Source organism: Collinsella aerofaciens (assembly GCF_028206795.1).
Lineage (GTDB): Bacteria > Actinomycetota > Coriobacteriia > Coriobacteriales > Coriobacteriaceae > Collinsella > Collinsella aerofaciens_AX.
Window position 1 is genome coordinate 13,869 of record NZ_JAQLFJ010000014.1, and the last position, 21,250, is coordinate 35,118.

At 56.8% G+C, this 21,250-nt stretch carries 18 protein-coding genes; 13 read left to right on the plus strand and 5 right to left on the minus strand.

From position 1 onward, the window contains the following. Position 1 precedes the first annotated feature (1 nt). The gene (locus PMX70_RS08850; protein ID WP_271743388.1) at positions 2-1,354 is read right to left on the minus strand and encodes an ATP-binding protein; all 1,353 of its coding nucleotides are present in this window, start codon (positions 1,352-1,354) and stop codon (positions 2-4) included. Between the two features lie 345 nt (positions 1,355-1,699). Between PMX70_RS08850 and rpmH the strand changes: the two genes are divergently transcribed. From rpmH to PMX70_RS08895, 9 genes are all read left to right on the plus strand, one after another. Beyond that, positions 1,700-1,834, plus strand: a complete 135-nt coding sequence (rpmH, locus tag PMX70_RS08855) for a 50S ribosomal protein L34 (protein WP_019127408.1) — start codon at positions 1,700-1,702, stop codon at positions 1,832-1,834. Between the two features lie 20 nt (positions 1,835-1,854). Then, positions 1,855-2,193, plus strand: a complete 339-nt coding sequence (gene rnpA / locus PMX70_RS08860; RefSeq protein ID WP_006236191.1) for a ribonuclease P protein component — start codon at positions 1,855-1,857, stop codon at positions 2,191-2,193. Further along, positions 2,190-2,414: a membrane protein insertion efficiency factor YidD gene (yidD, locus tag PMX70_RS08865; RefSeq protein WP_022093804.1), complete on the plus strand. Its 225-nt coding sequence runs from the start codon at positions 2,190-2,192 to the stop codon at positions 2,412-2,414. Before rnpA ends, yidD begins: the two co-directional genes overlap by 4 nt. 29 nt (positions 2,415-2,443) lie before the next feature. Continuing rightward, entirely contained in the window at positions 2,444-3,214 is a 771-nt protein-coding gene (locus tag PMX70_RS08870) for a YidC/Oxa1 family membrane protein insertase (protein ID WP_124786671.1), read from the plus strand. A gap of 44 nt (positions 3,215-3,258) precedes the next feature. Beyond that, on the plus strand, positions 3,259-3,828 hold the full coding sequence (locus PMX70_RS08875; RefSeq protein WP_022093802.1) for a Jag family protein: 570 nt from the start codon (positions 3,259-3,261) through the stop codon (positions 3,826-3,828). 168 nt (positions 3,829-3,996) lie between these two features. Then, complete coding sequence (gene rsmG / locus PMX70_RS08880; RefSeq protein WP_271743389.1) at positions 3,997-4,662, plus strand: 16S rRNA (guanine(527)-N(7))-methyltransferase RsmG; 666 nt, start codon at positions 3,997-3,999, stop codon at positions 4,660-4,662. A gap of 134 nt (positions 4,663-4,796) precedes the next feature. After that, positions 4,797-5,597: a ParA family protein gene (locus PMX70_RS08885; RefSeq protein ID WP_022093800.1), complete on the plus strand. Its 801-nt coding sequence runs from the start codon at positions 4,797-4,799 to the stop codon at positions 5,595-5,597. Then, a complete protein-coding gene (locus PMX70_RS08890) occupies positions 5,590-6,495 on the plus strand; it encodes a ParB/RepB/Spo0J family partition protein (RefSeq protein WP_271743390.1) in 906 nt (301 codons plus the stop codon). The genes PMX70_RS08885 and PMX70_RS08890 overlap by 8 nt, the downstream gene beginning before the upstream one ends. Continuing rightward, the gene (locus PMX70_RS08895; protein WP_271743391.1) at positions 6,485-6,739 is read left to right on the plus strand and encodes a hypothetical protein; all 255 of its coding nucleotides are present in this window, start codon (positions 6,485-6,487) and stop codon (positions 6,737-6,739) included. The genes PMX70_RS08890 and PMX70_RS08895 overlap by 11 nt, the downstream gene beginning before the upstream one ends. Positions 6,740-6,938: 199 nt before the next feature. Here PMX70_RS08895 and rlmN read toward each other — a convergent pair whose 3' ends face one another. Beyond that, entirely contained in the window at positions 6,939-7,991 is a 1,053-nt protein-coding gene (rlmN, locus tag PMX70_RS08900; RefSeq protein WP_271740450.1) for a dual-specificity RNA methyltransferase RlmN, read from the minus strand. Between the two features lie 85 nt (positions 7,992-8,076). Between rlmN and PMX70_RS08905 the strand changes: the two genes are divergently transcribed. Both PMX70_RS08905 and PMX70_RS08910 read left to right on the plus strand, forming a co-directional pair. Further along, a complete protein-coding gene (locus PMX70_RS08905; protein ID WP_271740451.1) occupies positions 8,077-9,042 on the plus strand; it encodes a D-alanine--D-alanine ligase family protein in 966 nt (321 codons plus the stop codon). Beyond that, complete coding sequence (locus PMX70_RS08910; protein ID WP_271743392.1) at positions 9,036-11,930, plus strand: helicase C-terminal domain-containing protein; 2,895 nt, start codon at positions 9,036-9,038, stop codon at positions 11,928-11,930. Before PMX70_RS08905 ends, PMX70_RS08910 begins: the two co-directional genes overlap by 7 nt. On the opposite strand, the gene PMX70_RS08915 is transcribed toward PMX70_RS08910, so the two are convergent. Together PMX70_RS08915 and PMX70_RS08920 are read right to left on the minus strand one after the other, a co-directional pair. Further along, entirely contained in the window at positions 11,927-12,844 is a 918-nt protein-coding gene (locus tag PMX70_RS08915) for a helix-turn-helix transcriptional regulator (RefSeq protein WP_271740453.1), read from the minus strand. The genes PMX70_RS08910 and PMX70_RS08915 overlap by 4 nt on opposite strands. After that, entirely contained in the window at positions 12,831-13,853 is a 1,023-nt protein-coding gene (locus PMX70_RS08920; protein ID WP_271740454.1) for a helix-turn-helix transcriptional regulator, read from the minus strand. Before PMX70_RS08920 ends, PMX70_RS08915 begins: the two co-directional genes overlap by 14 nt. A 198-nt stretch (positions 13,854-14,051) precedes the next feature. On the opposite strand from PMX70_RS08920, the gene PMX70_RS08925 reads away from it, so the two are divergent. Together PMX70_RS08925 and PMX70_RS08930 are read left to right on the plus strand one after the other, a co-directional pair. Further along, positions 14,052-17,228 (plus strand): hypothetical protein, encoded by a 3,177-nt coding sequence (locus PMX70_RS08925; protein WP_271740455.1) that lies wholly within the window; start codon positions 14,052-14,054, stop codon positions 17,226-17,228. A 21-nt stretch (positions 17,229-17,249) separates the two neighbouring features. Further along, the gene (locus PMX70_RS08930; RefSeq protein ID WP_022094153.1) at positions 17,250-17,468 is read left to right on the plus strand and encodes a hypothetical protein; all 219 of its coding nucleotides are present in this window, start codon (positions 17,250-17,252) and stop codon (positions 17,466-17,468) included. A gap of 67 nt (positions 17,469-17,535) precedes the next feature. Here the strand turns inward: PMX70_RS08930 and PMX70_RS08935 are convergent, their stop codons facing one another. Then, positions 17,536-20,967: a SpaA isopeptide-forming pilin-related protein gene (locus tag PMX70_RS08935; protein WP_271740456.1), complete on the minus strand. Its 3,432-nt coding sequence runs from the start codon at positions 20,965-20,967 to the stop codon at positions 17,536-17,538. Between the last annotated feature and the right edge of the window lie 283 nt (positions 20,968-21,250).

A 21,250-nucleotide genomic window follows, 5' to 3' on the forward strand; every position in this document is an offset into this window, starting at 1 on the left:
TTTAGCTCTGAGCTCGCACGCGAGCGGCGCCGAGTTCGGTCAGGTGGTATTTCTGGCCATGCTTGATGACCAAGCCGGCCTGCGCCAAGTCATTGAGCGTGCGTGACCAAGTGGGGGCCGAGTTTCCAAACGCCCTCGCCAGATCGGTTGCACCGCACGCTTGATTTTGCGCCAGATAGCCCAGCGCGGCGTTGCCGCGATCGCTTACGAACACGTCCGGTTGTGGCTGTGCATACTGATTTGATGCATTAGGATACATCATTTGAGCTGCTGGTTGTTGAGAACTCTGCATCGGCGGCATTTGCTGTTGAAAACTTTGAGGCCACTGTTGGTAAGGCTGCGGAGGCATCTGCTGGGCCCAGGGGTTGTACTGCTGCTGCGGCATCTGCTGGTACGGCTGCTGATATCCCTGCTGGTACTGCTGCGGGAACGGTTGGCCGTACCCCAGTGGCGGCATCTGCTGATATGGATATCCCTGTTGGTACGGCTGATAGCCCATTTGTTGGCCACCCGGTGCCCCCGTCGCCTGCTGCATTGCTGCTGCATCCTGATCCGCCAGCGGCATGACCTCTGGCGTGTTTGGCGGCATCGACATCGATGCCGCCCGGGGCTCTTGTGTAGGTAGCATTCCGGGCTGCTGCATCTGTCCCACGTGGGGCTGCATCTGCTGCGTTGCCATGGGCTGCTGCGCAAAAGCTCCCGGCAGGGGATATGTGGGCTGTTCCGTCTCGGGCCGCACGGCAGCGCCGCGTCCGCCGGCACGCTCGATTTCCTGCACGCGTTTAGGGTTCAGGCTTACCGTAACCACGGTGCCGTTGCCCATGTTGTCCTCGATGGATACGGCACCGCCGGCGTTTTCCAAATACTCCTGCACCATGGGAAACCCCGCTCCGGTTCCACGGATATAGCGCTTCATCTTGCTGTTTGCGCTGGTAACGCCAAAGTCGAAAGCGCGCTCCTTGTCGTCGATGCCTGGTCCTTGATCAGCAAAGCGGATGGTGTCTCCGCCGTCCAGAATCGAGATGATGGGCTCGGCAAAGTGCGCGTGGATAAAGTTTTCGACAATCTCGCGGATGACCATGAGCGAGATATGGCCACCTTGTTCTTTCATGCACTGGTAGACGGTGTTGGTCGTCTCTTCCAAATACGTGCGGACATCTTGCGGATCAATGACGATCACACGCGGTGTCGACAGCATATCGTCGTAGACGGCGATGCGCGCGGCGTACATGGCTTTTGGCGCCTGCGTGGTCGTCTGCTCGCCTTCCTCACGCTCTTCGCGCACGCCGGTGATGTGCTCGTTGTCGGGTGCCGGGTCTCCGGAATCGACCATGGTGTAAAAGTCGTCAGACATGCCGCTCGCAATCTTTCAAAAGGTTTCGAACAAATAGTAGCTCACTGTGCAATGTTTCTCATCTTTCGACAACTTTTCAAAACCTGTTGAAAACTTTGGAAAACGGACGAAAAGTTATCAACATTGCCAACATGACCTGTTGAAAACTCGATGAAATATCATGAAAAGTTGCCATGCACCGCTAAATCGAGCTTGGCTTATGGGGGAACCGTGTGAACTGCGCAACCTTTTACCTTTGATTTCTTGACATTTGAACATTGATTTCCCTACAATCTTCAAGCTCACGTGTCTATATCTGCGTCCGCGCCCCCGCGGACACTCGAAATGCAGCAGGAGGAACTTAAGATGAAGCGTACGTATCAGCCTAATAAGCGTAAGCGTGCCAAGACCCATGGCTTCCGTGCCCGTATGGCCACTAAGGGTGGTCGTGCCGTGCTCGCCCGTCGTCGCGCCAAGGGCCGCAAGCGTCTCACTGTCTAGCAGCGATACACACATCTCGCATGAAGACTATTAAGTCTCGGCAAGATTTCGAGCATGTGTTCAGTCAGGGGCGTCGTTTCAATCACCCTCTGATTCGAATGACCATATGTGAATCGGTTGGCGAAGGCGACTCCGGAAGGGTCGCCTTCGTTGGTGCTAAACGGCTCGGTTGTGCTGTCGTGCGCAACCGTTCTAAGCGTGTGATGCGCGAGGCCGCCCGCAGCTGTGGATTTCCCGTTGCGGGTTATGACATCATCTTGTTCGCAACTCCCAAGACGAGGGTTTCCTCGCCGCAGGAGATGGACAAGGCGTTGCGTTCGCTTATGAAACGCGCCGGCGTTGCCGGGGAGGAGCGATGAGCAATCACGTTTTGCGACGTGTTGCCATCGCTCCTATTCGCATATATCAACAGGTTATTTCGCCCTTATTGCCTGACGCCTGCATTTATTACCCAACGTGCTCGCAATACGCCGTCCAGGCGATTGAGAAGTACGGTGTTTTGAGAGGCTGCTGGCTTGCCGTGAGGCGCATCGCTCGCTGCAATCCCCTGCACGTCGGCGGTTATGACCCTGTGCCCTAGCGGGCACTCGCTATCGGAGGAAAACTTACATGTGGGATTGGATCGTTAACATCCTTTTCGAGCTGCTCAAGCTCATCCAGACCTTTGCGGTCGACTGGGGCCTGTCCATCATCATCCTGGTGGTCATCATCCGTCTGCTGCTGACGCCGCTCATGCTCAAGTCGACCAAGTCGACGGCTCGCATGCAGGTGCTGCAGCCCAAGATGCTCGAGATCCAGGAGCGCTATGCCGACGATCCTCAGCGTCAGGCCGAGGAGATGCAGAAGTTCTACAGCGAGAACAAGTTTAATCCGCTGTCCGGCTGCCTACCGCTCCTGATTCAGATGCCTATCCTGTTTGCCCTGTTTACGCTGCTGCGTAACCTGCCGCAGTACTTTAACGAGGGCACGTTCTCGTTCTTCAACATCCTGCCCGATCTGACCACCACGCCGAGCGCTTCCTTTGCCGATGGCTTTATGGTTGCACTGCCTGCGCTGGTCTGCCTGATCCTGTTCGCCGTTCTGACCCTGATTCCGCAGCTCTATATGTCGCGCAACCAGACCGGCCAGCAGGCTCAGAGCATGCGTATGATGGCCGTTGTCATGACGGTCATGATGCTTTGGATGGGCTGGAGCCTTCCCGTTGGTGTTCTGCTGTACTACGACGTCTCGTCTGCTTGGCAGGTTATCCAGCAGATTTTTGTGACGCAGAAGGTCATCGACAAGGCGAAGGCCGATGAGGAGGAGCGTCTTAAGAACGCGCCGCTGCAGGTTGAGGTCACTCGTCGCGAGAAGAAGCCGCGCCCGCACAAGAAGAAGTAGCGGGATATCAATCTTATTTAGGTACCTAACTTTTGGAGTACGTTATGTCTGAAGAGATCATCGAGGATATGCTTGAGGAGGTTGCCCCGCAGGTCGCGGGCGATTATCCCGAGATTGCACAGCGCTACAAGGCTGGTGAAGAGCTGACCGATGAGGAGCTCGACACCATTGCCGATGTTGCGATTTCCATCCTGCGTTCCATCCTTTCGCACTTCGATGCCGCCAACTCTCCTATCGATGAGTATGAGGGTGACGAGGGTGAGCTGATTTTGGATGTAACGGCTCCCGATCTTGCCGTTCTCATTGGCCGTCATGGTCGCACCCTTGATGCCCTTCAGGTTATGTTCTCTTTGCTGGTGAGCCGCAAGCTTGGCTTTAGGTATCCGGTTGTAGTGGACGTCGAGGGATACAAGAGCCGTCGTCAGGACAAGGTTGCCTCCATGGCTCAGTCTGCTGCTGAGCGTGCCATCCGCACTCATAAGAGTGTTTCGCTTCCGCCCATGAATGCCTATGAGCGCCGACTGGTTCACATTGCACTTCGTGGTAATGATGCCGTCGATACTCATTCTGAGGGTTCTGACCCTGATCGCCATGTGGTGATTGTTGCTCGATAATCTACTCGAGCTTATGCTAAGGGGACGTGGTTTCCACGTCCCCTTTTTTTGTCAAAAGTTCTCGATACACTGATTTTTGTCAGAAAGGAGCTTTCGTTGTTAGTACTTACTGATCAGCAGGCTGACGAGATGTTGAGTCGCCTAACTTCCTATTGCAAAGAGTATTCCTTGAGCGTAACTGATGTTGAGCTGAGGAAATGTATTCATCATTTGGATTTGGTTCTGGAAACAAATAAGACAACCAATCTCACCCGTATTCTTAACGTAGAAGATGCTGCCGTACTTCATATCCTCGACTCACTTGTTTTGCTCCCCTATATCAATAAGGCTCCTGAGGGAGCTTTACTCGATATGGGTACAGGTGCGGGCTTCCCTGGTATTCCGTTAACGCTAGCCACGCATCGTAAAGCTACTTATATTGACTCTGTTGGCAAGAAGGTTGATGCTGTCAATTCCTTTGTCCATGCTCTTGGATTAAAACATGCTCATGCGGTTCATGATCGTCTTGAAGAATATGCTCGAAGCCATAAGAAGCAGTTCTCTGTCGTAACCGCCCGCGCACTGGCCCCTCTACCGATTCTTGTTGAGTATGCGGCTCCGTTCCTCAAGGATGGAGGTCTATTTGTTATCACCAAGGGCAATCCTTCGGCTGAGGAGCTTGCTTCCGGCATGTCAGCAGCTAAGATTTGCGGCTTCACTTCGCTTCTGAATGACGCAATCGATTTGCCTGAGGGCTTGGGCCACAGGGAGTTCATTGTTCTTAAGAAGAGTCATCCAGCATCTGTTTCATTACCTCGTGCAAATGGCATGGCAAAGAAGAATCCGCTTGCCTAGATGTTTCACGTGAAACATAATGGATACTAACAACTTGCAGTGTTTCACGTGAAACATGGCGGTTGATATCGATTCGGAATGTTTCACGTGAAACATCCTCCGTTTGACAGCTTTAATACACACCAGGAGGGACCGTGGGATTTCGCGACGTTAAGCGTTCTAAGAGCGCAAAAGACACGCGTATCATTGCAATCATCAATCAAAAAGGCGGCGTTGGTAAGTCAACGACGGCTGTAAACCTTGCAGCAGCGTTGGGTGAGCAGGGTCGTAAGACACTGATTGTCGATTTTGATCCGCAGGGAAATAGCACCAGTGGATTTGGAATTGAAAAAGAAGACCTTGATCACTGCATCTATGATGCATTGTTGAATGACGTGCCGGCAGAATCACTTGTTCTTGATACAAATTGCAAAAAGGTATTCGTTATTCCGGCTACGATTCAGCTTGCAGGTGCCGAAATTGAGCTCGTAAGCGCAATTGCTCGTGAAACCCGCCTCAAAGATTTGCTTGAGCCGATTCAGGACGAGTTCGATTTTATTTTCATTGACTGTCCCCCTTCGCTCGGCCTGCTTACTATCAACGCCTTGACCGCAGCAGACAGCGTTTTGATTCCGATCCAGTGCGAGTATTACGCACTCGAAGGCGTAACGAAGCTGCTTGAGTCAATGAAGATGGTTAAATCACGTCTGAACAAGGGCTTGGACACCTATGGTGTGCTTATGACCATGTATGACTCGCGAACTTCTCTATCGAATCAGGTTGTTGAGGAGGTTCAATCGTACTTTGGTGACAAGGCGTTTAAGACGCTGATCCCCCGTACGGTTAAAATCTCCGAAGCTCCGTCTTTTGGAGAACCGGTAATTACCTATGCACCTCAGAATAAGGGTGCAAAAGCGTATATGAACCTTGCAAAAGAGGTGATCAAGCGTGCCTAGTGCAAAGAAACGTGGCGGATTGGGACGTGGACTCAATGCTTTGGTCTCAGAGGCCGAGTATGAGACCGGTAGTTCGGCTACATCGGCTTCAAATGCCGCATCTGAAACAAAACTACCAATTGAGGATATCGTTCCCAATCCTAATCAGCCGCGAATTCACTTTAACGAAACTGAACTTCGTGAGTTGAGCGAGTCAATCCAAGAACATGGCGTTTTGCAGCCGCTTTTGGTTCGCAAACATGGAAACGGCTATGAGATCATCGCTGGCGAGCGTCGTTACCAGGCGTCAAAGCTTGCTGGTCTTGAGGAACTGCCTGTCATCATTAAAGACGTTAATGATGAAGAGATGCTGGCTCTTGCTCTTATCGAAAACCTTCAGCGTTCTGATCTGAATCCCGTCGAAGAGGCTAAGGGCTATCGACAGCTCATCGATGCCAGCGGTATGACCCAGGAGGCATTGTCGAAGGCAGTAAGCAAGTCACGCTCTGCAATTACAAACTCGCTACGCCTTCTCGATCTCCCCGAAGTTGTTCAGCAGATGATTTTTGAGGGCAAACTTACTGCTGGTCATGCACGTGCGATTCTTGCAGTTCCCTATGAGGATGCACGAATTCGACTAGCAGAGAAAGTTGTTGCGGAGGGCCTTTCCGTAAGAGCGACAGAAAATCTTGCTCCGTTGTTTTCTGCCGGAGAGACACCTAAAACGCCTAGACCTGCAACGCCTCAGTCTTTTAAAAAGGCTGCCCGTGTGCTTCGTCAGGTATTTAATACCAACGTGCGTGTGAAGAGCTCGCGTGGAAAGAATAAGATTGAGATTGAGTTTAAAGACGAGGAAGAGCTCTCTCGTATTCTTGGCGAAATGATTCAGTTTGATCAAGGAGGCCAGGATGAGGAATAAGATTTTAACAGCGATTGCATTGGCGACGACTGTCGCAGCTGGTGCCTTTGCCGGCTATAAGATCGCGACAGACGATGAACTTCGAGGTCGTTTGCTTCGTGGTGCGCAAGATATCGTCGATACTTCCAAAAAGAAAATGGATGTCATGACCGAAGATGTTGCCATACGTACTGCTCAGGTAACGAAGAATCCCAAGATTAATCAAGGTTGGGTTAGCAACCAATGGGAAAATGTAGGCTATTAGGTACCTAACAATTACTCAGCATATTTTGAGAGGCCCTTGTCTAATTCATGAGACAAGGGCCTCTTATTTTGGCCGTAAAACATGGGACAGGTAGCAGCATATTCAAAATTAAGGACAATAAATAAAACGGCCCCGGTTGCATCTCCTGTAACCGGGGCCGTTCGATGTTTCACATGAAACGTTTTGGGGTGCGACTCCCCTATGCGTTCTTCTGAACTTTGAAGCGCTGCTTCAGCTGTCCGCAAGCGGCGTCAATATCGTTACCACGGGAGTTACGAATCGTGGTCTCGATGCCACGGGACTCTAGACGACGCTGAAGATCCTCAACCTTATGAATCGGCGACGGCTTGAGCGGGCTGCCCTCGATGTCGTTAAGCTGAATGAGGTTAACGTGGCACAGCGTTCCCTCGCAGAAGTCGCAGAGCGCCTGCATCTCGGGATTCGTATCGTTGACGCCTTCGATCATGGCATACTCATAGGTTGGGCGGCGGCCGGTCTTCTCGGTGTAGAGCTGAAGCGCTTCGTGAAGGCGAAGCAGCGTGTACTTCTTAACACCGGGCATGAGCTTATTGCGCGTCGACTGGATGGCGGAATGCAGGGAAACGGCAAGCGTGAATTGCTCGGGGATGTCGGCAAATTTGCGAATACCGGGAATAACGCCGCTGGTAGAGACGGTGAGGTGACGAGCGCCGATACCGATGCCGTCGGAGTCGTTGAGGATTCGCAGCGCCTTGAGAACCTCGTCGTAGTTGGCAAACGGCTCGCCCTGGCCCATAAAGACAACGCTCGTGGCGCGCTCACCAAAGTCGTTGGATACATGAAGTACCTGGTCGACGATCTCTTGAGCGGTCAGAGAACGCTTGAGGCCGTTGAGGCCGGTAGCGCAAAAGGCGCAGCCCATGCCACAGCCTGCCTGGGTGGACACGCAGACGGAAAGCTTGTTGCGACGGGGCATACCGACGGTCTCGACGGAAACGCCGTCGTGGTACTCGAGCAGATACTTGCGCGAGCCATCTTTGGAAACCTGCTTGGTGAGTTCAGTGGGCGTGTCAAAGGCAAAAGCCTCTTTAAGTTGCTCGCGGAAAGCCTTGGGAAGGTTGGTCATATCGTCAAACGAACAAACGTTCTTCTCGAAGACCCATTCAATGAGCTGCTTCGCGCGGAACGCGGGCTGGCCAAGTTCGGCCACGAGCTCGCGAATATCGTTTTGGCTCAAGTCGCGAATGTCCTGAGATTTAGTCCTGGGATTCATGGAAGCCTTTCGATTTTGGGGAAACGTAGAGGGTATCGCTACAATATGGTATCAGCTGCAGAAATTATAGAGGAGGAGTCTGCCCATGCCGGGTAAAAGCCTAGAGAACATGCACGTAGCGGTCTTGGCGGGCGGTCATTCCGCTGAGCGCGAGATCTCGCTCAATTCGGGAAAGAACGTTGTGGTGGCACTGAAGGAAGCCGGCTACACCTCGGTGGAGCTGCTCGATACGGCCGCTGATGACTTTATGGTAACCATGGCAACCGGCGGCTTTGACGTGGCGTTTATCGCCATGCACGGTGCCGGCGGCGAGGATGGTGCCATGCAGGGCGCCATGGAGACCCTGGGTATCCCCTACACGGCCTCGGGCGTGCTTGCTAGCGCCTGCGGTGCCGACAAAGAGGTCTCTAAGCTCCTGTACGCCAAGGCGGGCATTCCCATTGCCCCCGGCCTTGCGCTCGAGGTGGGCGATGAAGTCGATATCGATCATATCGTCGAGGTTTGTGGCGAGCGCTGCTTTGTGAAGCCGGCCGTCAACGGTTCCAGCTATGGCATTTCCCTGGTCCATGAGCCCTCCGAGCTGCCCGCGGCAATCGCCAAGGCGTTTGAGTACGGCGACAAAGTGCTGGTCGAGAAGTGCATCGAGGGTACCGAGATCACCGTCGGCGTGTACGGCGAGAACGACGTGCGCGCCCTGCCGATTGTCGAGATCCGTAAGCCCGAGGACTGCGAGTTCTACGATCTGGACGTGAAATATGTCGACCCTACGGACATCCATCGCATTCCGGCGCAGATTTCACCCGAGAACTATGCTCGTGCCCAGGAGCTTGCCTGTGCCGCTCACAAGGCCCTCGGTTGCCTGGGCATCTCGCGCAGCGATTTTATCGTGAGCGAGGATGGCCCCGTTATCCTCGAGACCAATACCATTCCCGGCATGACCGATACGTCGCTGTATCCGGATGAGATCCGCCACACCGACGACATGACGTTCCCGCAGGTCTGTGACAGCCTGATCCGTATGGGTCTTCGTCGAGCGGGCATTGCATGCTAATCGAGGACGCGGTTTCGTCAGGAACGCCGCAGTTTGTCATCGACTCCTATGCCACGCTTGCCGAGCGCGCCAAAACGCAGTCCTTCGGCCTTATCGAGGAAGATGTGATCGTCCTCGATACCGAGACCACGGGTCTTTCGGTGCAGGACAATGAGCTGATCGAGATCTCGGCGGCCCGCCTTTCGGGCCGCGAGGTCGTTGACCGCTTCGATACCTTCGTGCATCCCAAGCAACTGATTCCCGCCGAGATTACCGAGCTCACGAGCATTACAAATGCCGATGTGGCAGATGCCCCGTCGGCCGTTGAGGCCGTCGCCGCTCTCGCCGATTTTGTCGGTGGTTGCCCGGTGATCGCACATAACGCCACGTTCGATCGCTCGTTTATCGAGTCGGTCAAAGGCGGCGTCAACGTGAGCGATATTTGGATCGATTCGCTGGCGCTGTCGCGCATCGCGCTTCCGCGCCTGGCCTCGCACAAGCTGTCTTTTATGGCCGATCTGTTTGGCTGTGACTCGGTATCACACCGTGCCAATGCCGACGTCGACGCCCTGTGTGGCGTATGGCGTGTGTTGCTCGTGGCGCTCACCGACTTGCCCCAGGGCCTCATGGCGCGCCTAGCCGACATGCATCCGGATGTGCCTTGGTCCTATCGTCCTATCTTCTCATTCTTGGCGGGGCAGAACCCTGGTTCTATCTTCTCTCTCAGCGCCGCTCGTGCTGACGTTCTCAAGGCCGATCGCGCCGACGATCGGGTGGACGCCGACGAACTGCCGGTCCTCAAGATGCCGAGTCGTGAGGAGATTGAGGCAGACTATGCGCCGGGTGGCCTGGTCAATCGCATGTATCCCACTTACGAGCCGCGTGATGAGCAGATCGCGATGGCGCTCGAGGTCCGCGATGCGCTGGTCACGGGCACACATCGCGTAATTGAGGCGGGCACGGGCGTCGGCAAATCGATGGCCTATCTGGTGCCTTTTGCCGAGGCAGCACGCCGTAACAACATCACGGTTGGTATTGCGACCAAATCGAACAATCTTGCCGACCAGCTCATGTACCATGAGCTGCCAAAACTTGCCGAGCAACTGGACGGTGGCCTGTCATTTTGCGCTCTTAAGGGATATGACCACTATCCGTGTCTGCGCAAGCTTGAGCGCATGAGCCGCAGCCAGGTCGAGATTACCACCAAGCGCGATCCGGCGGACACGCTCACAGCGGTCGCGGTCATTATGGCGTACGTCTGCCAATCAGCCGATGGCGACCTCGACTCGCTCGGCATTCGGTGGCGCAGCGTCAACCGCCCCGACTTTACGACGGCCTCGCGCGAGTGTGCTCGTCGCCTCTGCCCGTTTTTCCCTGATAAATGTTTGGTCCACGGCGCTCGCCGTCGTGCGGCGCATGCCGATGTGGTGGTCACCAACCATTCCCTGCTGTTCCGCAACGTCGCGGCTGAGGGTAGGATTTTACCTCCGATTCGTCATTGGGTAATCGACGAGGCCCATTCCATCGAGCGCGAGGCGCGCCGCCAGTGGGCGCGCGTGGTGTCGGCGGACGAATCACGCGTTCTGTTTGAGCGCCTGGGTGGCTCGAGCACCGGCGCGCTAAGCCAGGTTTCCCGTGATTTGGCAACCTCCGAGGGCTCTACGCTCTATCTGGGCCTTACTGCCAAGGCAACGTCGATGGTTGCGCGCGCGAGCATGGCAATCGCCGACGTGTTCGATGGCGTTCGCGAGCTCGGTCGCCGTGCCCGTGGGGGCTATGACAATGCCAATCTATGGATTGGCCCCGAGCTGCGCGAATCTGACGACTGGCATGATTTCTTACAGTCGGCCTACGCTGCCATCGACGCATTGGAACAGGCTGACAAGAGCGTCGAAGCGCTGGTGCAAGCCGTCGCCGCCGACAAGCCCGAGGTTGTTGTCGACCTGGGTGATATCTCGCGCCGCCTGCACGAGCTGGCCGAGAACCTCAAACTCATCATTGATGGCACCGATGAACACTACGTGTATTCGCTGCAGGTCAATCGCAGGCTGCGTGCCGGCGGAGAGTCGATGACCGCAGAGCGCATCGACATTGGCGAGGCCTTGGCGACCGAGTGGCTGCCCGAGGTTCACACGGCTATCTTTGCCTCGGCGACCATGACGGTGTCCAAAAGCTTTGAACACTTTAACCACGCGGTCGGCCTCGATCGCATCGGTGCTTCAACATCCTCATCGTTGCACTTGGACTCGAGCTACGACTTCGATTCGAACATGGCTGTAGTCGTTGCGGGCGATATCCCCGATCCGCGCGATCGTGAGAGCTATCTTACGGCGCTCGAGCGCGTGCTGGTCGACGCCCATCTTGCCATGGGCGGATCGGTGCTCACGTTGTTCACCAATCGGCGCGACATGGAAGACCTGTACGCCCGCGTTGAGCCCAAGATGGCCCGTGCGGGTCTGGAGCTCAACTGCCAGCAGCGCAACTCATCTCCTCGTCGCCTGCGCGACCGGTTTATCAATGAGCCGACCTCGTCGCTTTTTGCGCTTAAGGCCTTCTGGGAGGGGTTTGACGCCGGCGGCGAGACGCTGCGTTGCGTCATCATTCCCAAGCTGCCGTTCTCGAGCCCCACGGACCCGCTCTCGTGCGAGCGCAACCTGCGCGAGGACCGCGCTTGGGCGCGCTATTCGCTGCCCGAGGCGGTGCTCGAGGTCAAGCAGGCGGCCGGCCGCCTTATCCGCTCGTCGACCGATTGCGGCGTGCTGATTCTGGCCGACCCGCGCCTGGTGACGAAGGGCTACGGGAAGAAGTTCTTAACGTCGCTGCCCACGAGCTCCTACCAGCGCATCGAATCGGCGCAGATCGGTCACTATCTGCAACTGTGGCGCGCACACCACGAGCGGCGGCGCTAAAGCGGACAGACGAGGGTTTTTGCCATATCGCACAGACGCTTTGACAGGGCGGGGTCATCCAAGATGCGGATGGCTCCGCCCGCTGCGATTATCTGGCTCAGTAGCCAACGCTCGGAGCCATAATGCACGGTTACCGTTGCCATGTCTGCCCCGCTGTGCTCGATTAGGGTGATGCCGGCCCAGTCCAGATGCTCCGCCATATCGAATGGCATCAAGAGCTTTGCGCTACGCTGCGTCCGGGCAAGGGAATCGTGGAGGGATGCGACGTCCGGTGCGTGAGACACGACGGATTCTTCCGTCAAGGTGAGTCCCTCGATTTTATCCATGCGATAGATGCGCTGCTCATCGACTGCGATGTCCCAGGCAATCAAGTATGTTTGGTCGCCGTTTGCCGTAATGCGCAAGGGGTCGACCAGACGCTCGCGTGGCCGTGCATCGTCCATCGAGCGATACGAGATGCGGCAGCGAACGCCATCCTGAATGGCGCAGCTCAGCTGCTGCCAGTGCGACCCGTGGTTGACGGTGTCAAAGACGCGCTGGTTATAGCCGAGCTCTTCGGGCAGAAGGGCATGTCGAATCCGAGCTGCCGTCTGCGGCTCGATCCCCAACGATTCAAGTTCATGGTTGAGCACAGCGCCTTCGGCGGCACTCAGGCGCAGCGGTAGCACACGTCCGGCGTCACCGGTGAGGACCACACGCTCGCCGTGGCATTCGCAGATGATGCGCGCACCCGATTCTCGGTCCGCGAGCGTCGAGACGATCTCGAGAATCTCGTCGAGCGATACTCCCGTGATGTCAAAGCGGCCGCAAATTTCGGTTCGTGTCATGCCGCTCTCGCCGGCGGCGTAGAGGGCCTCCATGATGTCGATGGCGCGCGAGAGTCTCTGCTCGCTGGTGAGTTTACGCACGGGCATGCTCGTGCACCGTCCTTTCAATGAGGTGGTTCCACGCCTGCTTGAGCGATTTGGGGGCCATGGGCCTCATGCCGTCCATGGCGTGGGCCATGCAAAATGAGGCGGCGGCTTCAAGATTGCGCACGTCAACGGTCCAAGTCCATCCTTCTTCGGCGTGCGTGAGTTGGCCTCGCCCGCGCGTGAGGCCGTTGATCATATCGATCTGCGTCTGAGGGGCGAACGAGAACGTGGCTGCAACGGTCGGTCGGTCGGCAAAATCGAATTCAAAGAACAGATAGTCGTTGAGATTGAAGTCCGCGGGGGTGACGTAGGCCTTCGAAGGACGCCAAGCGCGAACGATACGGTCGCAGCGGAATGTCCTGATGTCGTCGGTGACGTTGTCGAGGCCGCAGAAGTACGCCACGCCCTCGCGCTCGAACATGCCGTATACGCAGACGGTACGTTCTTTCTGCTCGCCGCGTCCGTTCTGATATAAAAATCGCAGCGCGCATCGCTCGGCAAAGGCGCTCCATACCGCATCGACGGTGGGAGAGCGGCGGATCGGTACTTCGTCCACCGCCGACATGCCGGTGAGGTAGGCAATTTTGGAGCGAATATCGGCAAGCGGCGCGGCAAAGGTGGAAGAGCCGGCCGCTAGCGTCTGGTCGATGGCGTTGAGTAGGATATCGGCGTCGTCTGCGGTGATGAGGCCGCCTGCAGCAAACGTGTGCTCGCGGTCGATTGTCCACGAGCTTTCCTCGGTCTCCTGCGCACCGGCGGGGCGAACCTCCTTGATTAAGATGCCACGCTCGAGCAGTTTGTCACGATCGCGCCGAAACTTGCGCTTATCCGAGTCGATATTGCCCGAGCCATATCCCAGGTCAGAATCCAAGACGATCTGCTCGGTCGTCAGCGGTTCGGGGGAGCTGTTGAGCACAAAGAAAAGATTGAGGATGCGCTGAGCCGTTTTATCGAAACCGGGCTCCGAATTCCCCTTTTTAATTGTTGCGGTCGCGTCGCTTGCCGTCATAGAGTCCTCGCATGAGAAGGTGGTTTGCTGCCATGATTTTAGTCCGATATGGAGATTAGGCTATATCCTTGTCCGCTCGAGGCGTTAAGATGGCCCGAATTCGGTCGTTTGCGCTCGCTCGGGGTATACTTTCGACTATATACGGTTCTAATGTGCATGCATTGGGCCTATTTGTCGGATTATGGATGTGGAGCGCACATGGCGAACACCCAGAACTATATTAACCACCTGCTGCAGAACACCGGCATTACGCCGGCATGCAGCGAAGAAGAGCGCTTGGCTGCCGAGGATATCGCTCAGATCTTCCGCAACCACGGCTTTGACCCCGAGGTTCAGGAGTTCAATGCCCCGGCGCCCAGTAGATTGGCATTTGCCGTTACCGGTATTCTTGCGTTTGCCGGCGCCCTGCTGATGGGCATCGGCGGCGGTATCGGCTTGGTCGGCACCTTGCTGGCCATTGTCGGCGCCGTTCTTTACGTGCTCGAGCGCACGGGCCACCCCGTGGTTTCGCGCCTGGGCAAAACGGGCGTGAGCCAAAATGTCATCGCCTACCACAAGGCCTCGGGCCCGCTCGCGTCTCCGCGCAACCGCCCGGTGGTCGTTGTCGCACACTACGACTCTCCCCGTGCTGAGCTGCTCGCCCGCGAGCCCTATGCTTCGTATCGTGCGCTCATCGCCAAGCTGTTGCCCGTTGCCACGGTTGCCCCTGCTGCCGTTGCCATCCTGCGTATCCTGCCGCTCCCCGGCGCGCTCAAGGTTCTGCTGTGGATTGTCGCGATCCTCGCTTCCCTCGTTGCACTTGCCAACGCGGCAAACATCATCTCTAACCGCCACATTCTTCCCTATACGTCCGGCGCGGTGTGCAACAAGTCTTCTGTCGCCGCTATGCTCGGCGTTATGGACAACGTTGCTCCCTTCCAGGGCGAGAACGAGTTTCCCGACGATGTTCCGTTCGATACCTATTTTGGGGAGCAGAAACGTCGTGCCGAGGAAATGGCGCGCGCGGCGGCGGAGTATGCCGCGGCCCAGCAGCAAAACGACTACGGCAACACCATCGAGTACGAAGAGCCTACCTACGCCGAGGACGAGTTCGGTCAGCCGATTGCTCCCGACGCTCAAACCGAGCCCGAACAGGGCGAGGCTTTTGACGAGCAGATCGAGGGCTTTGAGGGTGCGTCTGCCGACGAGACGCTGATTGGCGCCATCGTGCCCGAGGATCAGAATCAGGCTGTCCAGGCCGAAGAGTTCAATGAGGAGGTTCCCGCTGCTGAGCCGGCGGAGGAGCCTGCCGCGGCCGAGCCCGAGCCCAAGCTCTATCGCAACGCCGCCGGCAACATCCGCTTTGGTTCGGATGCCATCCGTGCGCTCGGAATGCTTCCCGAGTCCTGCACGCTCGATTACGAGGAGGGCGAGGAGCCGACGTTTGAGCCCGAGCCTGCGCCCGTTGTCGCTGCGGATGATGAGTCTGCCGCGGTTACCGCTGCCGTTGCCGAGCCCGAGGCGGTGTCTGCGATCGATCCCGCGGCAGGACTGGACATTTTGGCTCCCGCCGCGCCGGCGCAAGACGTTGCGGACGAGTCTGACGACGATTACGTTGAACAGCCGAGGCGCGTGTCTTACGAGAGCGATACTGATTTCTCGGCCGAGATTCCCGCGGCAACGCCTCATGCCGATATTGCATCCGCGTTCTCTTCGATTGGCGCCAGCGCTTCCAACTTCTTTAAGGGCGCGCTTGCAAAGGGCAAGAAATTTGTCGACGATTTCGAAGAGAAGCGCGCTGCCGCACGCGAGGCTGCCGAGCAGGAGGCTATCGCTCAGCAGCAGGCAGCTGAGGCGGCACGTGAGCTCGCGGCGCAAGAGTTCGAGCAGAACGAGGCTATGCAGTCCGTGCCCGTCGACGTCGCCGAAGCCACAACGTCCTTTGAGTCCCAGCAACCGGCGTCCGCGGATGTTGTTGAGGCGACGACGTCTTTCGAGCCCCAGCAGCACGTCGATAGCACCATGTCGTTTGATGCCGCGAAGTTCGATTCCACGATAACGTTTGAAAAGCAAGGCACCGCGATTGCCGAGCCCCTTCCTGTTTCCGATGAGCAGGGCGGCGCGGCAGACGATGACGAGCCCATTGATGCTGCCGAAATTCAGGATGCTGCCGAGGACGAGTCCGTCGAGGCCAACTCTGACGAAGAGCAATACGCGGCAGCCGAGCAAGATGATTCGACCGAGGTCGAGCAGGAGGAAGTGCCTGCGGTTTCCGAGACTCCCGAGACGGATGAGTCGAGGCCTTACTCCACGCAGATTTTCACCATGCCGACCCCGAGCGGTTCCGGTGCCACGGTTGCCGATGCTGCTCCCACCCAGGACGAAACGGTCGATTCCCTTATGGCCCAGATTTCCTCCCAGGCATCACCGCGTCCGCAGATGAATGTTCCCGATCCGGCGTCGGCTCCGTTGCCCGCACCTTCCTCGTCTCCGCTGGCTTCGGTTCCCGATCCGTCGCTACCGTCGATGAAGCAGGCAAACGTTGCGTCTCGCACGTCGCTGTTCGACCTTCCCGATCCCTCTGCCCAGGTCAACGACCCCTTTGCTACTGCCCAGGGTCCCGAACCCACATCGGCACCCGTTGCGCCTTCTATGCCCGTTGCGTCGGGCGCGCAGCCGATCGAGACCATTTCGGCTCCCGCCCCAGCGGCACCCAAGTCTCGCAAACGCGGCCTGGGTGGCCTGTTCGGTCGTAAAAGGAAAAACGAGCAGGACAGCATGAGTGATTGGCTGGGCGTCGAAGACGATTACGATGCCAAGAAGTCCGGTCGCGGTATCGGTTCGTGGGATAACTTCGAGGACGATAACGATGGCTGGAAGGGCGGCGCTACGTCTTCCGATGGCGCTTCTTCCGAAGATATGCTCTCGGCTGTCGCTTCTATGGGCGATGATGAGCTGCTCGGTCACGATATCTGGTTTGTGGCAACGGGCGCCTCGGATTGTGATGGCGCCGGCATGAAGGCCTTCTTGGCTTCGCATCGCGATAAGCTCCGCGGCGTATTCTTCATCAATCTTGAATCCGTCGGCGCCGGTAGGCTTTCGGTGGTGACGGTCGAGGGCGAACAGCAGCTGCTCAAGGGCGATCGCCGCATCATGAACCTGGTCAGCAAGGTGTGCAAGTCGTTCCATGTCGATTGTGGCGCGCTCGAGATGCCCTATGCCAAGACCGATGCCTATGCCGCGCTCGAGGCGAGCCGCCGAGCCCTCACCATCGCCGGCGTGGACGGCACGCGTCTGGCTTGCGCTCGTACCGAGGACGACCTGCCCCACAATGTCAACCCGACGAACATTGCCACGGTATCCGAGGTCGTGACCGAGGTTATCCGCCGTTCGTAGACGGAGCTCTAAGGAGTCAACGTGTTTTCGTATATTAAGCGCCATTGGCCTGTCTACGTGATTTTGACCTTGATTGCCATTGCGTTAGGATTTGGGGCTGCCTACATCGTGGGTGCAAAGGGCTCGACCCCCGCCTCCGCAATCAGCGAAGAGGTGGAGCAAGAACAGAGTACGGGTGCCGATGGGATTCCTGAGTCCGAGCAGGCAATCGTTGATGGTGGATCTTCGTCTGCAGAGTAGATACGGCGATTTACATGATTGAAAGCGGGCGAGCCAGGGGGACTGGCTCGCCCGCTTTTTCATCGCGCTAGCGCTTCTTTGGGGTCGACCTAAGGCGAGCGAACCATAGGGCTGCGGCACCCGAGGTCAGGAGCGCGGTGATGCAAGCGGCGATGGGAACTGATCCTGTTGCCGGTAGGTCCTGCGGTAGGGTACAGCGTTGAATGACACGGTCCTCGTCATGTGACTCAAGTTTATCGCCGCCGCCGTTGCGGCAAAGATCGACGCGTGCGCTGTTGGTGAGTGCGGTTTGGGGCGTATAAGCCGACGTCGCCTGCATGTGCACGATTGCGCCCCGAGCGTCTGTGCCAAGGATTGCTTTGGCATCGTCAAGGTCGTCGTGCTCATCTTTGAGATCATCGCGGGTCCAAGAATCCGCATCGCTTCGAGTCGTAAAGCCGGCGGCTACCGCACCGTATTCAATGCGAATGCCCGTTACGACGGTATTGGACGCAAGGTCGAGTTCTTTCGCCTCGAGTGTGGTGGATTCCGTGGTCGAGACATCCGCCTTCCAGAGGTGCCAGCCGTCGTAATCGACGAGGCGGCAATCCTCACCCAGACTTTCCCTTACTTCGTCGGACTCAAGCCAAGGATTTTCGTGCCCATCGTCAAGTGTCGCGTTTGCCGGCTCATCGACGTCTGTCGAGTCCAACGGCGTCGTGCGATACCACACGTTGCACAGACCATTGAGGTCGCCGATGGCGACGGGGGTTTCGATTGAGATGAATCTCGCCGTGCCGTCTTTGGCGCACTCAAGATCATCGGTAATCGTAAACTCATCAACCCAAGTAGCGGAATCGTTTCGAGCATCGATGGTATAGGAGAAAAGCCCATCACTATTGGTTTGCGTCGTGGCGCGGTTTTTACCATCGCCGTTAGCCAACAGGCCCTTTTCGATAGGCTGGACAAGTTCCTGACGCTTGTCGACCTGCCCCTTGATCTCGATGGGCGCATCCTTCATCGCGACGGATTGGACTTCTCCCGTATCTTTTATTTCAAACGTTATCTCCTCGGCAAGGTCATAGGTCCGCGGAGACATCATTTCGCGCAACGAGTAGGTGCCGGGTGCAAGATGTTCGACGCGGTGTGGCTTGTCGGATGAGGTCCAGGAGTCTATTTCGGTTTTATCGGGACCATATAAGGTGAGCTGTGCGCCTTCCACTTCCTGCTCGCCGCTTGCATCGACCTTGGAGATATCTACCTTGGTGTAATCGTCGGATACGTTAAGCCGTGCTTCTACAACGGGTGTTTTCTGGTCGGCATAAGTAAGGTCGACAATATGGGATGTCCGATCGAGTAAGAAGCCTGCCGGCGCTTGAGTCTCGACAACCTCGTAGCGTGCGGTGCCAGATCCCAGCGGGAGGTCGTCCGCGCGTGCTTCTCCAGTTTCATCCGTCGTGACGGCAGCGACAGTCTCACCGTCGAGCGCGGCAATGCTACCGTCGGGGCGCACGATATCACCCGAGGCACGGATCTCAAAGACGGCGCCCGCGAGGCTGCTGCCGTCTACGGCATCGGTTTTAACGATCCTGATGTTTCCGGTCGCGGCGTGGTCATAATACGAGGCGATTACAACGGGCGTTAGGTTCATGTCGGCGGGTATGTTTACCTCGATCTCTTCGCCGACAAGATAGGGCTCTTTGGCCGAGGCTTCGCGTACATAATAGGTGCCCGGCACGAGCGATTCTGGCAGTGTGACGGTCCCGGTCGCGTCAGTCGTAAAGGTGTCCATTACGTTATGTGCTGGATACCAGCAAGTTTGTGAGACAGGTTCGTGATTGCTGTCGAGGAGTTGGAAGGTGAATCCGGCTAGTGGAACAGAAGCGCCTGTTTGGGCATCGCGTTTTACAATCTGGAGATGCGTCGACAGAGCGTGGTTGTCCACGATATATTGAAGCTCGGCGCCGTTGGAAATCTGATTGGCCCCGACGGTCCATTCCCCTGCACGTTTAAAACCCTCGGGGACGGTTTCCGGAACCTCGCGAATCGTGTAGCCGGCACGGTCGTATGGGACGGCTCCGTGGACACCGGCGGGTCGCTTGCCTGTGCCGAACCATGCTTCGGGCTGATCTTTGGTGGAGGCAAAGCCATAGATGTTTGTGGTCAATGTGCCAACAACCTGCTGAGAGCTGTTGCTGACAACTTCAAAGACAACACCACCCGCCGGCTGCTCCAGGCCGGATTGGTCGCTATTGCCGTAATCCTTGAATTTGGAAATCTCAAGGTCAAACGCAATGGGGATATCGGAAATGCGAGATTCGATCTCGACTACGCCTGAATCGCCGAGCTGGTCGGCTCCAACGGTATAGGTCCAGCTGTCGTTGGATGGCAGGTAGCCCTCGGGGGCTTTTGATTCGTAGATGGTAAAGGTTCCTAAGGGGACATCGACGAGGGTAGCCCGACCGCTTTCGTCAGTCGTGAGAATTTGCGCCCATCCAGGGGTTGATTGCGACACACACGTGAACTCTGCTCCTGCGAGTGAAGATCCCACCTGGGGGCCGGCATTCGTCGCGGCATCGAGTTTTACGATACGCAGGTTGATGGTGCCGGGCTGTTCATCAATGGCGACCCGCCCGCCGTCATTCCCCGTGGTAAAGGCAATACGATCGTGGCGGGGGACATAGCCGGCCGGCGCCTTCGTTTCAACTAGGTAGTATGCCGTGTCGGGCAGAAGTGTTGCTTGCGCTCGACCGTTGCTGTCCATCTTGATGGTGCCGACACGCGCGCCGCTGGCGCTCTCAAAAATATCGAATGTTGCCCCGGTAAACTGATAGGTATTGTTTCCGCTGGTAATAACGGTGTCAGCAGACTGCTTTTGGAAGGAAACAGAGACCGCCGGCAGTACATAGAGCATGTCTTGACGTTTGCTGCCGCCCGATACGGCCCCTAGATAGCGTCGCGCGCGGTGCGGAGCGGCTTTGATGCTTCCTGATTTTGCGCTGTCGTGGAGCCACCGCGCAGCCGCCACGACTTCATTGTCGGCGGTAAAGTGTCCGCTCTTGGTTTTACCCTGAGCGGTCGTGTAGGAGTAGGTGCCGTCGACATGGGTAGTGCCGTTGAGCATCCATACGGCAAGCTGGGTGGCGGCGCGGGCGCGATCGGGTGAAAGATGGTAACCGCCAAACGACGTGGTGGTGGGATATCCGTGACAAACGATTGCCGCGAACTCGTCGTCGAGCCACACCCAGCCTTGATCAAAGTTGAGCCATGGGCCGCCCGGTTTGGTGGGGCCGGGGCGCTCCTGGTTCATGCAGTAGGCAATCGAGGTGTCTTGAGCTTCATACTTGCCGATGAAGAAGGGCCCACAATCATCGCTAATAGTGCGGAAGCCGAGCTGGTCGTAGCCATCGACGGCAAATGCGGCTCCTGGTGCCAGGCAGCCGAAAAGCAGGAAGAGGAGCAGGAGCAGCGGACCTGTTGCGATTGCGCTGTGGACAGAGTGCGTGGGTGCGTTGGACATGGCTGCTCCTTATCCCTCGTGCGCCGCATGGGGAGGTTGCGACGCGTAGGATGAGGCTACCCCCGAGGTTCATGCGGGTAAGTACCGGAGCCTGACCAAAAGCTTGCCCGATTTCTGACAAATCGAGCTCAAATACAACAATCAGATAAAAGTGCAGGTAGAAGATGGTAAGAAAAGAAAGACAAAGGTCCTCATCTCCACAATTGGCGCGATTTTCAAACGATTCTCCACAGCTAAAACAAGCATCGACACCCTTGTATCGAACAAGACAACCGCGTTATAC

Bases quoted from the DNA above. Each gene is read 5' to 3' on its own strand.
- PMX70_RS08850 (WP_271743388.1), bottom strand. From the start codon at position 1,354: ATGTCTGACGACTTTTACACCATGGTCGATTCCGGAGACCCGGCACCC.
- rpmH (WP_019127408.1), top strand. From the start codon at position 1,700: ATGAAGCGTACGTATCAGCCTAATAAGCGTAAGCGTGCCAAGACCCAT.
- rnpA (WP_006236191.1), top strand. From the start codon at position 1,855: ATGAAGACTATTAAGTCTCGGCAAGATTTCGAGCATGTGTTCAGTCAG.
- yidD (WP_022093804.1), top strand. From the start codon at position 2,190: ATGAGCAATCACGTTTTGCGACGTGTTGCCATCGCTCCTATTCGCATA.
- PMX70_RS08870 (WP_124786671.1), top strand. From the start codon at position 2,444: ATGTGGGATTGGATCGTTAACATCCTTTTCGAGCTGCTCAAGCTCATC.
- PMX70_RS08875 (WP_022093802.1), top strand. From the start codon at position 3,259: ATGTCTGAAGAGATCATCGAGGATATGCTTGAGGAGGTTGCCCCGCAG.
- PMX70_RS08895 (WP_271743391.1), top strand. From the start codon at position 6,485: ATGAGGAATAAGATTTTAACAGCGATTGCATTGGCGACGACTGTCGCA.
- rlmN (WP_271740450.1), bottom strand. From the start codon at position 7,991: ATGAATCCCAGGACTAAATCTCAGGACATTCGCGACTTGAGCCAAAAC.
- PMX70_RS08905 (WP_271740451.1), top strand. From the start codon at position 8,077: ATGCCGGGTAAAAGCCTAGAGAACATGCACGTAGCGGTCTTGGCGGGC.
- PMX70_RS08910 (WP_271743392.1), top strand. From the start codon at position 9,036: ATGCTAATCGAGGACGCGGTTTCGTCAGGAACGCCGCAGTTTGTCATC.
- PMX70_RS08915 (WP_271740453.1), bottom strand. From the start codon at position 12,844: ATGCCCGTGCGTAAACTCACCAGCGAGCAGAGACTCTCGCGCGCCATC.
- PMX70_RS08920 (WP_271740454.1), bottom strand. From the start codon at position 13,853: ATGACGGCAAGCGACGCGACCGCAACAATTAAAAAGGGGAATTCGGAG.
- PMX70_RS08925 (WP_271740455.1), top strand. From the start codon at position 14,052: ATGGCGAACACCCAGAACTATATTAACCACCTGCTGCAGAACACCGGC.
- PMX70_RS08935 (WP_271740456.1), bottom strand. From the start codon at position 20,967: ATGTCCAACGCACCCACGCACTCTGTCCACAGCGCAATCGCAACAGGT.